This window comes from Chloroflexota bacterium, assembly GCA_011322445.1.
In the GTDB taxonomy this organism is placed as follows: Bacteria; Chloroflexota; Anaerolineae; order Anaerolineales; family DRMV01; genus DRMV01.
In genome coordinates, this window is sequence record DRMV01000031.1 from 1 (window position 1) to 14,679 (window position 14,679).

General features: G+C 64.3%; 11 protein-coding genes. 4 read left to right on the forward strand and 7 right to left on the reverse strand.

The features are described 5' to 3' along the window. The first annotated feature begins 1,443 nt into the window (after positions 1-1,443). Positions 1,444-2,430 (forward strand): integron integrase, encoded by a 987-nt coding sequence (locus ENJ54_05265; protein ID HFC09246.1) that lies wholly within the window; start codon positions 1,444-1,446, stop codon positions 2,428-2,430. Positions 2,431-2,453: 23 nt separating this feature from the next. After that, entirely contained in the window at positions 2,454-3,242 is a 789-nt protein-coding gene (gene hisF, locus ENJ54_05270; GenBank protein HFC09247.1) for an imidazole glycerol phosphate synthase subunit HisF, read from the forward strand. A 4-nt stretch (positions 3,243-3,246) separates the two neighbouring features. Here hisF and ENJ54_05275 read toward each other — a convergent pair whose 3' ends face one another. From ENJ54_05275 to ENJ54_05305, 7 genes are all read right to left on the reverse strand, one after another. Next, positions 3,247-3,849, reverse strand: coding sequence for a hypothetical protein (locus tag ENJ54_05275; GenBank protein HFC09248.1), 603 nt, complete (start codon positions 3,847-3,849; stop codon positions 3,247-3,249). A gap of 226 nt (positions 3,850-4,075) precedes the next feature. Continuing rightward, a complete protein-coding gene (locus tag ENJ54_05280) occupies positions 4,076-4,831 on the reverse strand; it encodes a hypothetical protein (protein HFC09249.1) in 756 nt (251 codons plus the stop codon). Positions 4,832-4,858: 27 nt separating this feature from the next. Next, the gene (locus ENJ54_05285) at positions 4,859-5,227 is read right to left on the reverse strand and encodes a LysM peptidoglycan-binding domain-containing protein (protein ID HFC09250.1); all 369 of its coding nucleotides are present in this window, start codon (positions 5,225-5,227) and stop codon (positions 4,859-4,861) included. 147 nt (positions 5,228-5,374) lie between these two features. Beyond that, positions 5,375-7,060: an ABC transporter substrate-binding protein gene (locus tag ENJ54_05290; GenBank protein ID HFC09251.1), complete on the reverse strand. Its 1,686-nt coding sequence runs from the start codon at positions 7,058-7,060 to the stop codon at positions 5,375-5,377. Positions 7,061-7,273: 213 nt separating this feature from the next. Further along, entirely contained in the window at positions 7,274-9,073 is a 1,800-nt protein-coding gene (locus ENJ54_05295; protein ID HFC09252.1) for an aldehyde ferredoxin oxidoreductase, read from the reverse strand. Next, positions 9,051-10,301: an MFS transporter gene (locus ENJ54_05300; GenBank protein ID HFC09253.1), complete on the reverse strand. Its 1,251-nt coding sequence runs from the start codon at positions 10,299-10,301 to the stop codon at positions 9,051-9,053. Before ENJ54_05300 ends, ENJ54_05295 begins: the two co-directional genes overlap by 23 nt. 511 nt (positions 10,302-10,812) lie before the next feature. Further along, positions 10,813-11,223 carry a hypothetical protein gene (locus ENJ54_05305; GenBank protein HFC09254.1) on the reverse strand — a complete coding sequence of 137 codons (411 nt, stop codon included), beginning with the start codon at positions 11,221-11,223 and terminating at the stop codon, positions 10,813-10,815. Between the two features lie 344 nt (positions 11,224-11,567). Between ENJ54_05305 and purH the strand changes: the two genes are divergently transcribed. Next, positions 11,568-13,085 carry a bifunctional phosphoribosylaminoimidazolecarboxamide formyltransferase/IMP cyclohydrolase gene (gene purH, locus ENJ54_05310; GenBank protein HFC09255.1) on the forward strand — a complete coding sequence of 506 codons (1,518 nt, stop codon included), beginning with the start codon at positions 11,568-11,570 and terminating at the stop codon, positions 13,083-13,085. Between the two features lie 10 nt (positions 13,086-13,095). Further along, positions 13,096-14,679, forward strand: coding sequence for a hypothetical protein (locus tag ENJ54_05315; GenBank protein ID HFC09256.1), 1,584 nt, complete (start codon positions 13,096-13,098; stop codon positions 14,677-14,679).

The window sequence follows — 14,679 nt, forward strand, 5'->3', positions numbered from 1 at the left end:
ACTTCAGTTTAGCCCAGGCCGCTGCTCTGCGCAAGCACTTTTTGCCAGCCCGTTGGCGACAAATTCAAAAGCCCCTTGGCTAAGGGAAGCCCCTCGCCGCTTTGACCAGCGCCTCAACCCCATAACCAGGCCGCGGCCTCAACGGCAGCTTCTGCCCCCCCCCTCAACTCGCGTTTGGAAAACCACCACCGCAAAAAAGCCTCAGCCTCTCACTCGCCACCGCTTGCCAAAGCCTTGCCTTAGCCCCACTGCACCACAGCGGACAACAGCATCCCGACCAACCGGCTTCACCTCAATTGGCAATGTGCCTCGCGGTCCAATCCGCCTGCCGCTCAATCGGCCTCGCCGCCGCTTGCCAAACCCTCCGCTTTCCCCACGCCCTGCGGCAAGCCCGCTTTGTCGCGCCGTTCGCAGCCCCACCTGCCTCGGCGGATCCCACCTTTCTCCCTCGCGCCCAACGATTGCGTCAGCGGCGGGGCGTGTTTACCCAGCACCACGGCTGGCGAATGCACCTCTGATTTTTTGCCGCCACGGTCACCGAGGGGCGCAGCCCCGTCCGCTGCACGCACGGTTAGGCCACGCCCCGCCTTGCCTCACCGGCTTTTGCCAACTTTTGCCCGGCCTGATAGAGGTTTGGCCTTCACAAAGGTGTCTCGCCGACCATGCCCTGCACGGACTGGCAGAAGCCATCGGCTTTGCCTCGACCTGCCCTCAGTTTAGCCCAACTCTGCGCTGCGCGCAACCACCTTTCGCTTGCCCGTTGACCAGCCCCTCCAAAAACTCTTGCGCCTCCACCCACTCTTTACCTGCCACCGACAAGCACCAGCCAAGAGCACCCCTGCCGACAAACCGCACCTCGCTTGCCACGCAGCTTTTGCCCAACCTCCAAGCCGCAGCCTCAACGATAGCCTCCGCCACGCGCTCACCACAACCTACCCAAGCCGCCTCTGCCAGTTTTGCCAAGACTCCAACACCTCTTCGCTTGCCCTCCGCTGGCCTGCGCCGATTTGCCACTTTTGGGGGACATAGTCACTTGCCCAACCAGCCCCACTTTGGCTTTTCAAGGTGCCTGCTCTTCAACTCGCCCGCCGCTCAACCCAACTGCCCACGGCATGATCTGCCTTTTTGCCTTACACCGGCGGCCTGTGCGTGTCAGAATTTCTGCTTGCGACGGCGTTTTTTTCGCTTCTCGTTCTTCCTCGCTGACCTTTGGCCTAACGTCTGCTTCTCCCGCCCTCGCGCTTTATAACAACCAACTATGGAAAGATGATTGTGAACATTCCGCTTAAAAACCGGGGTTCGGCTCTCCTGTAAGCGTGATAAAATCACCCCAAAGCGTCAAAAGCGGAATTCAGGCACCTTAAGCGCGGGAGATTAACTGTCCATTAACGCTACTTTACCTTATCTTACTCTCTTTTGCTAAAAAGTCAAGGAGGCGACACCATGCCTCACCCCACCCAACAACCCAAGTTACTCGACCGCGTACGCGCCGCCCTCCGCAGCCGCCACTACTCCTACCGCACCGAACAGTCCTACGTCCAGTGGGTCCGCCGGTTCATCCTCTTCCACAACAAACGCCACCCGGCTCAAATGGGCGCACCGGAAATTGAAGCCTTCCTCTCCTACCTCGCCACCCACGAGCACGTCGCCACTTCGACCCAAAACCAGGCCCTCAGCGCCCTTCTCTTCCTCTACCGCCACGTCCTCCAACGGGAACTCCCTCCAACCTTGAACTTCACCCTCGCCAAGCGCCCCCAGCGCCTGCCCACCGTCCTTTCGCAGGAAGAAATACGCCGCCTGATGACCTTCCTCGACGGCACCCCCTGGCTGGTGGCCCAACTGCTCTACGGCAGCGGGCTGCGCCTCTCCGAAGCCCTGCGCCTTCGCATCCAAGACATCGATTTCGCCAACCATTACATCTTCGTGCGCAGCGGCAAGGGCGACAAAGATCGCGTCACCCTGCTGCCGGAAACCCTCCAGCCGCACCTCAAAATACAAATCCAAAAAGTCCACCGCCTCTACCTGCGCGACCAGCAAAACCCGCGCTGGCGCGGCGTCTCCCTCCCCGACGCGCTGGAACGCAAATACCCCACCGCGGCACGCCGCTGGGAATGGCAATACCTCTTCCCTGCGGAACGTCTCGGCCCCGACCCCCGCGGTCAGGGCCTGCGCCGCCATCACCTGCACCCCAGCAGCATCCAGAAAGCCATCCGTCAGGCTGCCAAAGCCGCCCGCATCACCAAACACGTCACCCCCCACGTCCTGCGGCATTCCTTCGCCACCCACCTCCTGGAACACGGCTACGACATCCGCACCGTCCAGGAACTCCTCGGCCACAAAGACGTCCGCACCACCATGATATACACCCATGTCCTCAAACGCGGCCCCTACGCCGTCCGCAGCCCCCTCGACGCCCTGGAACAACCCTGACCCCACCTCCGCAAGGAAAGCCCATGCTCACCAAACGCATTATTCCCTGTCTCGACATTCGCGACGGCCGCGTCGTCAAAGGCGTTCACTTCGTCAACCTGCGCGACGCCGGCGACCCGGTGGAACAAGCCCGCCTCTACGACGCCCAGGGAGCCGACGAACTGGTCTTCCTGGATATTTCGGCCACCCCGGAAGGCCGTGCCACCACCGCCGACCTGGTTTCCCGCGTCGCCGAAGTCGTCTTCATGCCCCTGACGGTGGGCGGCGGCATCCGCAGCGTGGACGACATGCGCCGCCTGCTGCTGGCGGGGGCCGACAAAGTCAGCGTCAACTCTGCGGCTGTGCGCACCCCCCGCATCCTCACCGAAGGCGCCGAGCGTTTCGGCGCACAGTGCATCGTACTCGCCATCGACGCCAAACGCGTCTCGCCTCCTCACGAACCGCCTCGCTGGGAAGTTTACATCAGCGGCGGACGCACTCCCACCGGCCTCGATGCCCTCGAATGGGCCGTGCGCGGCGTGGAACTCGGCGCGGGCGAAATCCTGCTCACCAGCATGGACGCCGACGGCACCTTAGCAGGCTACGACCTGGAACTCACCCGCGCCGTCGCCGAAGCCGTGCCCGTGCCGGTCATCGCCTCGGGCGGGGCTGGGAAACCGGAGCACTTTGCCGACGTGCTGACCACCGGAAAAGCCGATGCCGCCCTCGCGGCTTCCCTCTTCCACGATGGTGTGTTGCGCATTCCCGATTTGAAGAACTACCTCGCGGCGCGGGGCGTCCCCATTCGCCCCACGGCCACACCCACTCCCTGAACGCTCACTTTTTCACCACGCCCAATTCCTTGATGCACACATAAAAAGAGGGGAAAGGATACGTCGCGGGCATCAGCGGCTGGAGCACCACACGATAGTGCACCCCAGGCTTGAGTGCGCCAAAATCACCCCCTGGCACTCCCACAACGGTGTAAAACGGGCCTGAACGGCTCATGCCAGCATAAAAAAGCAGCCCCGGCGGCGTCTGCTCCACCCATGCGTCTTCCAGCACGATGGGCTGCGGCTCTCCAATATCGTCCTGACCCTGCTGGTTCCCCAAAACAGGGACCATCTCGCGGTAAACTTCGGCTATACGAAATTCGTCCGGCGTAAGGCCACGATCCTTCGCCAACGCGGCATCAATATACGCCAGTGTGTGGCGATACGACGCTGCCTGATCACCCGAAGCCTGCTGCAGCCAGTCCGCGTAACGCTGACGTTCCATCTCCAGGGCGCGCACCGTGGCCTGCAGGCATTCGCTTTGCCACATCGCGGTGGCGTCCGGCGTGGGGGTGGTTGCGGGGGAAGCGCCTGGCGCACACGCCGCCAACGCCACCGCCACCCCTGCCAGGGCCATCCCAACCTGCCACATAAAACTGCGCTTCATAGACCACCTCCCATACTTCCTTTTACTCAACGCCAACCACCACCCTCAGTATACGCCGCGGCAGCACGGAAAGCAAGCCGCAAACTTCGGCACGGCGGCTTGCCGTGCACCCAAAGAGGCTTGAGAGAGCGTCCCGACCCTACAAGGCGCCCCACGTCCACTTCAAGCAAACGGCGGGGCCGACCTACGCCAGCCCCGCCGCAAAGTTCACGCTCAAAAAGAAAACTTACTTGCCGCTCATCATTTGCGCGGCCTGCATGATGGCCTGCACCACCACCTTGGCCGACTGGGCGCGATGCGGCGTTTGTCCCACGCCGGTTGCCGCGGCCAACGCATCCAGCGCCGCCTCAGTGGTGCTGTGCCCGCTTTGGGAAGCCTGCAGGAAAGCACTGCCGGCGCGCATCAGATCGTCAAGGCCAAGGCCATCGCTCAGCCCGCCGCCCTGACTTCCCGAGCCTTGCGCCTGCCCGCCGGTGAGCGCACCCAACAGGCCGCCCAGCAGGTCGCCGCCCGCGGGCTGCTGTTGCTGTTGCGGCTGCTGTGCAGGTTGCTGACCGCCGCCCGTCAGCGCACCCAACAGGCCGCCGAGCAAGTCGCCGCCCTGGGCTGGCTGCTGCGCCTGGGGTTGCGCAGCCGTGCCCCCCTGCGCCGAACCCAGCAACGCCTGGATGAGCAAAGGCAAGGTCTGTTGTGTGAGGGGCTTGCCGCGCAGTTGCTGCGCGCCCTGTGCCATGGTCTGGGCATACGCCTGGGCCGTACCGGTCGGCTTTTGCTGCAACATCTCGCTGGCACGCGCCAGAATGTCCGCCGGTTCCAGGCTGGGGTTTTCCTTCGCCACCTGCTCGACCAGTTGAAAAACTTCCACCACATGGTCGCCGTGGTCATGGTTATAGGTGTCGGCGGCGTTCAAATCTTCCCGTTTCTGGCTCAGCGCCTGGGTGACAAACTCAAACAACTGCGCCATGTTCAAGGTATTGCTCATGGGGCTGTCCTCTTCGTGACTGCCGACCTACAGCGCCGGAATGTCAAGTTTCTGACCGGGAAAGATTTTGCCCGGGTCGTCGCCGATGGTGCGCTTGTTGGCCTTGTAAATTTCTGTCCACAGCGCCGCGTTGCCGTAATATTTGAGGGCGATCGCGCTGAGGGTGTCGCCGGATTCCACCACGTGCACTGCGGGCAGGCTGGGGCGCTCAGGTTTGGCCTCTTCTTTTTTGGCCTGCGCGCCCAGCATTTCCAGGGCTTCCTGCGCCTTGCGCTGGCGCTCAGCACGCGCAGCAGCCTCTTCACGCGCCCGCTCGGCCTGCTGTTCCTGGATGCGCTTGCGGTCTTCCGCTAAACGCCGCTCGAATTCGCTTTGGGCATCGTTCGTGCTCATCATTAACTCCTTACAAGTTGCCGGTTTGTTACCGGGGGAAAATGGATAAGAGATATTGCCTGCGAAGCATAACCCCGCTGCCCTTCCATTGTAACCGAAAGCGCGGCGAAAGCCAAGCCCGGCAGCGGCGCAGCAAGGCTGCCGGCAGGGTCAAGGGGCCATCTTCAGGTCATAGAAGAAAAACGGTACACGGGGGTCGTTGAGATTGTAACGGAACCCCTGCAAACCGTCGGGCAGCACGAAAGCCGCCTGCTCGTCATAGAGGAAAAGGGCGGGGGAAGCCGCCACCAGCAGGTTTTCGGCTTTCACCGCGTCGGCCTGGGCCGCCGCGAGGTCGGTGGCGCTTTCCCGCCAGGCCTTCTCCAGCAGGGCATCGAATTCGGCATTCTGCCAGTATGAAAGGTTGAGGAAGGGCTGCTTGCTGCTGTGGAAGAGCGTCCAGAGGTTATCGGCAATGCCGTCGCCGTAGGCCGGTTCGTAACGCATCAGGAAGACATCCTGCGTTTCAGGGCTTTCGGGGTCGGTGCGGGCAAACGCCCACTGGTCACGCCAGCGCATCGGGCGGATCAGCACCTCCACGCCCAGCCGCGCCCAGCCTTCCTTGAGGGCAGCGGCGATTTCGGCCTGGGCGGGGTCTTCCTCAGCATAGGTGAGGGTCAGTTTCAGGCCACCCGGCGCGACGCCCGCGGCTTCCAGCAGCGCCCGCGCCTTCGCCAAATCTTCGTGGTACTGCGCCACCTCTTCCGACCACGGCCACATGCCCTGCGGCACCGGACCACGGCTCTGCACCCCCAGCCCCCCCGTGCGGCGGATGATTTCTGCATACGGCACCGCATAAGCCAGCGCCTGGCGCACCCGCGGGTCGTCCAGCGGGGGGCGCAGGGTGTTGAAAAAGGCGAGATAGTTCCTCGCCGTACCCACAGTCTGCAAGCGAAAATCCGGCTGGTTCGCAAGGCGCTGTGCTTCGGCAAAGGGAAGAGGGCCAACCAAATCCACCTTTCCGTACATCAACAACCCCACCTCGGTGGCGGCATTGGGCACGATCTGGATATGCACCATAGCGAGTTGCCCCGCCTGCCAGCCACCCCAATATTTTTCAAAGCGCCTTAAAATCACGTCCTTGCCAGGCACATAATCACTCAATCGGTAAGGCCCCGTGCCCCCATCGTGCCCCTTTTCAAAATAATCGGCGTCTTTCGCCACCGCAGCCAGCGCCTTCGGGCTGACGATCCAGGCATCGTAAGGCGCGGCCAGGATGAACAACAGCGGTGCAGGCTGCTTGAGGAAAAAGCGCACCGTGGCGTCGTCCACCACCTCGATGCGTTCCAATGGCGCCCACAGGAAGGCATCCGCGCCGCGGGTCGCGGCGGTTTCCAGGGAAGCCTTCACCGCCTCGGCGGTCAGCGGCTCACCGTCGTGAAAACGCACCCCCGGCCGCAAATGGAACGTCCACACCGTGCCATCGGCGTTGTGCTCCCAGCGGTCGGCCAGGAGGGGCGCAAAGCGCGGCTGCACCCCCGGCGGGTTGAGGCGCACCAGGGTTTCGTAGATGTTGGCGAGGAAAGCCGCTTCGTCGCCGTAAGCCGCGAAAGGATCCAGGGTGTGGATGTGGGCAAGCAACGCCACGCGGAGGGCCTGGGGAGCAGGCGCAGGCATGGGGGAAGGCCGCGCGGTCGCGGCAGCCGTTGGCGCAGGCGACGCGGCAAGGGAAGCCAGCGGGCGCGGCGACGCCGTCACCGTGGGGGAACGCGCCGGGAACTGGGCCGCGCAGGCCGCGAGGGCCAAAGCCAGTCCAAAAGTCAACAGCACGCTCAGGGTGAAACTTTTCCGGCCCATACCTCACTCCTGCAGGAAGATGCCCCATTGTACCGCGGGAAAGCCCCCCCACCGTGGCACGCATGACAAGCACCCGCACAGACGGCTTGCCCCGCCCCTGTTTTTTATTCGGCGTTTGGCCAATCTATGCTCATCTGTGAAATCGGTGGATTTTTTTCTGCGGAATCTCTGTGGTTTCGCTTTGCCGGGGCTGAATAGATACCGGTGTTTTTGCTACGCCCCCGGCAAGCCCAGCCGGGAGCGCACCTCGGGGCGCGGCGCACCGGTTTCAGGGTCCCAGCCGCGGGCTTCGTAGTAGGCGGCCAGCATCTCGTCAAAGGGAATGCGGTAGCCCGCCGCGCCGCCGTCGGGCAGGGGTTCCAACAGGGGTGCGGGCAGGCGGTCGTCTTCCGGTTTCAGCCCCAGCCGCAGGTTGAGCAGCCGCTTCAGGTGCCAGGCGCGTTCCCCCACGGTCAGCAGGTCTTCCACGGTGTAATCCTCCCCCACCGCGGCGCTCACCAGCGCGGCCACGTCGTCGGGCGGCACATTGGCAAAAAAGCACATCACAAGCGCGTTTTGCAACGTGCGCCAGTCCTGGTGGCGGGCGACGTTGGCGGCTTTTTCCGCCCCCGCGTGGCGGTCGTAGAAAGCCAGGCCGAGGCGCTCTTCCACCTGGCCGATGTCGGCGAGGAAGTAGTCGGACTGGTTATGGCAGGCCCCGCGCGGCGAGGTGGCATACACCAACGCCATGCCCGACGCGCCCCGCGGGTCGTGGTAGGGCATTTCCAGGCCGCGCACCTGCACGGCCTCCTCTTCCACGCCCAGCCGCCGCGCCAGCGCCAGGCTGCCTTCGGCCAGCCACGCGCCGAAGCCTTCCCGCCGCACGGTCCGATGGATGAGTTCCTCCACCAGCGCGGGGTCACCCCAGCGCAGCCGCAGGCCGCCAGTTTCCCGCTCGGTGAGCACCCCCTGCTCGAAAAGGTAGAACGCCAGCCCCAGCGTGCCGCTCATGCTGATAACATCCAGCCCGTAGCGGTCGCAAACTTCACTCAGACGGGTAATGGCGGCGGGGTCGTCGATGAGCAAGTTGGGGCCAAAGCCCACCAGCGCCTCGTATTCCGGCCCCTTGCGGCGCACGCCGTCGCCCAGGTCCACCACCCGGCCGCAGGCAATCACGCAGCCGTGGCAGGCCGAGGTGCCCACCAGCAGCGATTCGGCCACCGCCGCGCCGGAAACCCGGGCCGCGCCTTCCCATGCACCGGCGCGGAAATACTTTTTCGGCATCTCGCCGAGGTAGTCAAAATAATCGGCCGCGCCCGCGGTGCCCAGCGCGTGCAGGGTCTGGGTGAGGTTGTCGCTCCGCAGGGCGCGGTTGACGCGGGAACGCAGGGCCGCGTAAGCCTGCGGGTCGGCCAGGGGAATGCGCCCCCGCCCGCGCACCGCGATGGCCTTCAGGCGCCTGGCCCCGAAAACAGCCCCCAGGCCGGTGCGCCCGGCCATCCGCCCGTGGTCGGTGAGCAGGGAAGCGAAGGGGATTTGCGCCTCCCCCGCGGGGCCGATGCCCAGCACCCGGGCGCGCGGCTCGCCCACCGCGGCGCGCACGGCTTCCTGCAGGGCGTAGGTATCCAGCCCGGCGAGGTCGGGGGCTTCCCGCAGTTCCACATGGCCATCGTGAATCCACAGGAAAGCCCAGGCCGGCGCGCGGCCGGTGATCCACAGGCCGTCATAGCCCGCGGCGCGCAGTTCCGGTCCCCAGAAGCCGCCGACGTTGGATTCCGCCCAGAGGTGCGTGGCGGGCGATCGGCCGCAGACCACGAAGCGGCCAGTGGCCGGGCCGAGGGTGCCGGTCAGCGGGCCGGTGAGGATGAGCAGCGGCGCTTCGGGGGCCAGCGGGTCGGTATCGGCGCTCAGGGCTTCATAGAGCAGGCGCGCCGCCAACGCCGAGCCGCCCAGGTAAGTGCGGGCAGCCTCGGGCGGCACCGTGCGCGGGGCTGCCTTCCCGGTAGTGAGGTCAATCTGCAAAATCGGCTGCATCGGCGGCCTCCACGAAGGGGGCTTCCGGCAAAAGGAGGGCAAGGAAAAACGCCAGCCCCACCAGCCCCATCAGCAACACCAGCGAAAGCGTCATCGAGCCGGTGGTCGGCGATTTCAGGGCATCCATCCCGAAAATGAAGGCGATGCCCGCAATCTGCCCCATGAGCAGCAGCAGGCCGTTGGAAGTGCCCTCCGGCGCGGGGTAAGTGATTTCCGCGCCGTACTGGAAGCCAATCGGCCCCGCGCTGAGCAGGAAAAAGCCCAGCACAAAGGCAGCGGTCAGCAGCAGGCCGTAGGTGCCCGCGTAGGTCAGGCCGACCATGCCCACCAGCGCGCCGAGCACTGCCAGCACGAGGAAGGGCTTGCGGCGGCGGTAGCGGTCGGAAAGCAACGGCAGCACGATGGCGCCCGCAATGCCGCCGAGAATCATCAGCCCGCCGGTGATGCCCGCCTGGGTGGCCGAGAAGCCGCGCGGGCGCAAAATGTCTTCAATCCAGGTGGAAACCGCGTTGAACACCCCCAGGCCGATGAAGAAAATGGCGAGCAGCAACTGGAAATCGCGCTGGCGGAGCATCTGCTTCAGGCCGTCCAGCACCAGCGAGCGTTCCTCCTGGCCGGGCGGGCAGGGCGGCGTGGGCGGGCGTTCCCGCGCGAAGGCCACAAATGCCGCCGCCACAAGCAAAGCGAAGACGCCGTCGGCCAGCAGCATGGCGTGCAGGCCGAGGTGCAAGGCGAGGAAAGGCGTCGCCAGCATGCCCGCGAGGATGCCGAGGTAGATGGCCAGAGAACCCAGCCCGGCGGCGGTGGCGCGCTCATCCTGGGGGAACCAGTGCGCCGCGACGGTGGTCACCGCGTTGAGGATGAACGGCTGCCCCAGGGCAATGCCGATTTGCGCCGCCAGCACCAGGCCGAAGTTGGCCCCGGCCAGCCCGCGCAGCAGGCCAAACACGCCGGTCAGCACCGCCCCAATGCCCACCGCCAGCCGAATGCCGTAGGTGTCGATGGCCCATGAGGCCGGAATGGCGGCGAAGAGATAGACGATCATGAAGACCATGGAAAGCAGCCCAATGCTCAAATCCGAAACGCCAAAGTAGCGGGTCGCCTCGCCGGTGATGGGGGCGAAGGTGATCCAGAGCATCTGATTGGCGAGCACGGCGAGCATATACACCGCCAGCACCACCCAGCGGTAGCCGTAAACCCTGTATTCCGTCGCGGCCGTTGATGACATGCCTGCCTCCTTCGGGGGGGAAACCGTAGATCGCGCAGAGGAACGCAGATTTTTTGTAACTGTTCAGCCTCAGCAAAGAGAAATCACCGATGGAAAACCACAGAAGGCACAGAAACGGCACCGAAAGCACAGAATTTTGGTCATTACCTACCCTACCCCAATCGTAGCGCTGGCAATGCAGGGCGTGTTTTCACACCGCGTTTTCCTTTGGCGCCGCCGCTGCGTTGACCCCGCCCCCGTCCCCTCCCCGCATGCGGTTCAAGGGCAGACACCTGCCTTTGAAAACGCCATTTTTTGGAGTGTGGTGCCTCGGCACCGCTTTGGAAAGCGGCGACTCGTCGCCGCACTCCAAAAAAACTGCCGCCAGAGGCGTTTTGCCACCACGTAGGTAATGACCGTTTTTCTGTGCTTTCTGTGTTTTCCTCTCCGCATCTGCGCAATCGGCGTCATCTGCGGTTTCACCGGATTTTCTTGAGAAAACACCGCCGCCCCCCAAAAGATAGCCGCGGCGTCAATCCTCTTTCCCCACCTCCCGGCACACGCGCACGAAATCGAGCACCACCGGCACATTGCGCATCATATAAGCCATGCTTCCTTTAACCTTGAGTTTGCGCGTCAGCATGGCCTGCATGGGGTCCAGACGGCCATCCAGCACCTTACGGTAGTTTTCCAGCGACGCGGTGAGCACGAAAGCGGGGTTTTTCTCCGCCACATCCTGCAACATCGCGCTGCCGCGGCACTTCCCGTGCCACAAATCCACATACAGCACCATAGGGGCTGCGAGTTCGCCGGAAGCATCCGGCTCAATGACGAAGGCCAGGTCGCCTTCCCAGTTGCGGGCCACGCGGGCATACCGCTCGTCGCGGTTCAGGCGGGCTTCCAGCGCCTTCAGCCAGGCCTCGCTGGGGAATTTCGGGGGCATGGAGCACCTCCTTCCGGGGATGCTGTACTTTATAACAAACCCGCGCAGAAGTCAACGGCCTTCTTTGGTAACTGCTCAGCCCGAGCAGGGAGAAACCACAGATTCCACAGATTTCGCAGAAAAACATCCACCGATTTCACAGATGAGCACAGATTGGGTGAAAAATGCGGAAAAGCATCACGCTTACTTCCATTGTTTGGCGGCCTTGGCGCCCTTTTGGCGGTCTTGGCGTCCTAAAAATCCGTGTGCATCCGTGACCATCCGTGTCATCCGTGATCTGTTTCCGGCAGATGAGTAGTTACCTTCTTTGGTAAAATACCCCATCCCACTTGCGGAGGTTGCCCATGCCCACAGTCCTGCTTTCCACGTACGACAAAACCGGCCTGGTGGATTTCGCCCGCCAACTGCACGCCCGCGGCTGGCAACTGCTCGCCAGCGGCGGCACCGCCCGCGCGCTGGAAGCCGCCGGGCTGCCCGTCACGCCCGTCAGCGCCGTCACCGGCGAACCGGAAATGCTCGACGGGCGGGTGAAGACCCTGCATCCGGCCATCCATGCCGGGATTCTGGCGCGCGACACCGAGGAAGACCGCGCCGCGGTCGCCAGCCGCGGCTGGCCGCTGATCGACATGGTGGTGGTCAACCTCTACCCCTTCGAGCAGGTCGTCGCGCAACCGGAGACCACCTTAGCCGAGGCCGTGGAGATGATTGACATCGGCGGCGTGGCGCTGCTGCGTGCTGCGGCCAAAAACTTCGCCCGCGTGACCGTGCTCTGCGACCCCGCCGACTACGCCGAAGCCCTCGACCCCGCCGACCCCGCGGCCTTCCGCCTGCGCATGGCGCAAAAGGCCTTTGCCCGCACCTTAGCCTACGACGCGGCCATCCAGCGCTACCTCGCGGCGCAAAGCGAGGCCCCCCAGGCCGTGCACCTGGCCCTCTTCCCCACCTATCCGCTGCGCTACGGCGAGAACCCGCACCAAAGCGCGGCTTACTACGCCGCCGCGCCCGATGCCACGCCCCTGGGCGCGGCCGTGCGCTATGCCGGGAAGCCCCTTTCCTATAACAACCTGCTCGACCTGGACGCTGCCTGGCGGGCGGTGCAGGCTTACGATCAACCTGCGGCGGTGGTGGTCAAGCACCTCAGCCCGTGCGGCGTGGCCGTGGGCGAAAGCATCGCCGCGGCCCTGCCCCACGCCATCGCCAGCGACCCGGTTTCCGCCTTCGGCAGCGTGATTGCCGCCAACCGCCCGGTGGACGAAGCCTTCGTGGACGCCTTGGGCAAACTGTTCGTCGAGGCCATCATCGCCCCCGGTTTCACCCCCGAAGCCGAAGCGCGCCTCACCCAAAAGCGCAAGCGCATCCGCCTGCTGACGCGGGAAAACGGCCTGCCCGCGCAGGAAACCGAATACCGCCGCGTGCTGGGCGGCTTCCTCGCCCAAGAGGTGGACCACGGCGACCCGCCCGACGCCGAGTGGCGGGTGGTCACGCAAAAACAGCCCACCACAGCCGAAATGGCCGCCTTGCGCTTTGCGTGGAAGGCCGTGCAGCATGTCAAATCGAACGCGGTGCTGCTGGCCCGCCCCACTGAAGGCGGCTTCGCCACCGTGGGCATCGGCGGCGGCCAGCCCAACCGGGTGGACTGCGTGCGCATCGCGGGCGAGCGCGCCGGCGAAAAGGCCGCGGGCAGCGTGCTGGCTTCCGATGCCTTCTTCCCCTTCCCCGACGGCATCGAGGAAGCCGCCAGACTCGGCGTGACCGCCGTGGTGCAGCCCGGCGGTTCGATCCGCGACCAGCAGGTCATCGAAGCCGCCGACCGCCTCGGGCTGGCTATGGTCTTCACCGGCGTGCGGCATTTTCGGCACTAACGGGTTGTCTATGGCTTCCTTGCGCGCGGCTTTCTCCAAATGGTGGGCGCACGTCGCCATCCTCGTCCCGGCGCTGGCCGTCGCCGCGGCCCTGCGGGGCCTCGCGCTGAGCCGCGTCCCGGGGTGGTATTCGGACGAAGGCACAGCCCTGGCGCTGGCGCGCAGTTTCCTGACGCAGCACCATTGGGATTACCTGGGCGTGCGCGACGGCATGCTTATGGCTGCTCGCCTGCCGCTCTTTCCCTGGCTGCTCACGGTCCTTAGCCATTTCCATCCTCTGGACATGACCCTCGCGCGCGGCGCGGCGGTCTTCCTCAGCCTGCTCACCATCGCGCTCTTTTACATCTGGATCTGGCTCAACAGCCACGATAGAGGGTGGGCTGCCGCCTCGGTGTGGATCTATGCCGGCCTGGGCTGGTGGGTGCTCTACCAGCGCATGGCTTTCAGCTACCACCTCGGCGCAGCCCTCATCATGGGAAGCGCCATTGCTCTCACCCGCTACTTCAACAAGGCTTCCCGCTGGTGGGGAGCGGCCGCTGCCGTGCTGATCGGGCTGGCCGCCTGCACCGACCTGGCCTTTTGGCCTTTTCTGCTCGCCCTCTTCCTCCTTGTGCTCTGGCATCGCCCGAAGGACACCCTGTGGATGATGGTGTCAGGCTTGCTACCTTTGGGGGTGATGCTGGGAGCGCTTGCCGTGCGCTCGCCGTGGATGCTCCACGACCTCACTTCGTTGCTGTGGAACACCTCGCAATCGCTGGTGCCCCAACTCGTGCTGCTGATTCTCAACTTCTCGGTCATCGGCAACGTATACCTCTGGTGGACTTTGAGCCAAATTGGCTGGCTGCTTGCCCCCCGTTCACGACGCATTTGGGGCACAGCGCTGGTCTTTTGGGGCATTCCCTGGCTGTTCATGGCCCGCACCCGCTTTATGGGAGGGTTCGGCCTCTATTACCAAATTCCCTACTGGCCTTACCACGCCGCCGGGCTGGGCGCATTGTTGCGCTATGGCCTTCCCTGGGCCACACAACGCCTGCAACACCTGCTCAAAGGCTTGTTCACGCGTTCTCCCCTCGATCGGGTGCCTTCTGGCCTTCAGCACCAAATCGCCCTCTGGGGCAGTGCATTGCTGCTCTTTGCCCTGCTCCTCGCCGGCCTGACCTACGAGGGCGCTCAGGCCATTGAAGTGCTTCAGGGCAATTTTGCGGGCCACATCGCTCTTGCCCTGACCCCTACCCACGACGCCCAACAGACCATCATCTATATGCGGGAACACACCCAAGAGGACGACCTGGTGGTGGCTTCTCCCGCACTGGCGTGGGCCATGCCCGGACACGCCACCGATTTCCAGATTACGCTCGCCGCGATGGGGAAGACAACGCCCTTCTTCCCCGCGGGCATTTCACGCACTCGCTGGCTCTATGAACTCCGTTACCCCCATGCCCAATATGCCGTCATCGACCCCATCTGGCGAAACTGGGGCGTCAAAACCCCCTCTATTCGGCAAATGACCGTTGAAATTCAAACTCACTGGGTGCCGGTCGCCGTGTTCGGGGCGGTGACAATTTACCGCAACCCCAACCAACCCTCGCGATGA

Excerpts from the sequence above, each read along its gene's own strand:
- ENJ54_05265 (HFC09246.1), top strand. The coding sequence starts at position 1,444 with ATGCCTCACCCCACCCAACAACCCAAGTTACTCGACCGCGTACGCGCC.
- hisF (HFC09247.1), top strand. The coding sequence starts at position 2,454 with ATGCTCACCAAACGCATTATTCCCTGTCTCGACATTCGCGACGGCCGC.
- ENJ54_05275 (HFC09248.1), bottom strand. The coding sequence starts at position 3,849 with ATGAAGCGCAGTTTTATGTGGCAGGTTGGGATGGCCCTGGCAGGGGTG.
- ENJ54_05280 (HFC09249.1), bottom strand. The coding sequence starts at position 4,831 with ATGAGCAATACCTTGAACATGGCGCAGTTGTTTGAGTTTGTCACCCAG.
- ENJ54_05285 (HFC09250.1), bottom strand. The coding sequence starts at position 5,227 with ATGATGAGCACGAACGATGCCCAAAGCGAATTCGAGCGGCGTTTAGCG.
- ENJ54_05290 (HFC09251.1), bottom strand. The coding sequence starts at position 7,060 with ATGGGCCGGAAAAGTTTCACCCTGAGCGTGCTGTTGACTTTTGGACTG.
- ENJ54_05295 (HFC09252.1), bottom strand. The coding sequence starts at position 9,073 with ATGCAGCCGATTTTGCAGATTGACCTCACTACCGGGAAGGCAGCCCCG.
- ENJ54_05300 (HFC09253.1), bottom strand. The coding sequence starts at position 10,301 with ATGTCATCAACGGCCGCGACGGAATACAGGGTTTACGGCTACCGCTGG.
- ENJ54_05305 (HFC09254.1), bottom strand. The coding sequence starts at position 11,223 with ATGCCCCCGAAATTCCCCAGCGAGGCCTGGCTGAAGGCGCTGGAAGCC.
- purH (HFC09255.1), top strand. The coding sequence starts at position 11,568 with ATGCCCACAGTCCTGCTTTCCACGTACGACAAAACCGGCCTGGTGGAT.
- ENJ54_05315 (HFC09256.1), top strand. The coding sequence starts at position 13,096 with ATGGCTTCCTTGCGCGCGGCTTTCTCCAAATGGTGGGCGCACGTCGCC.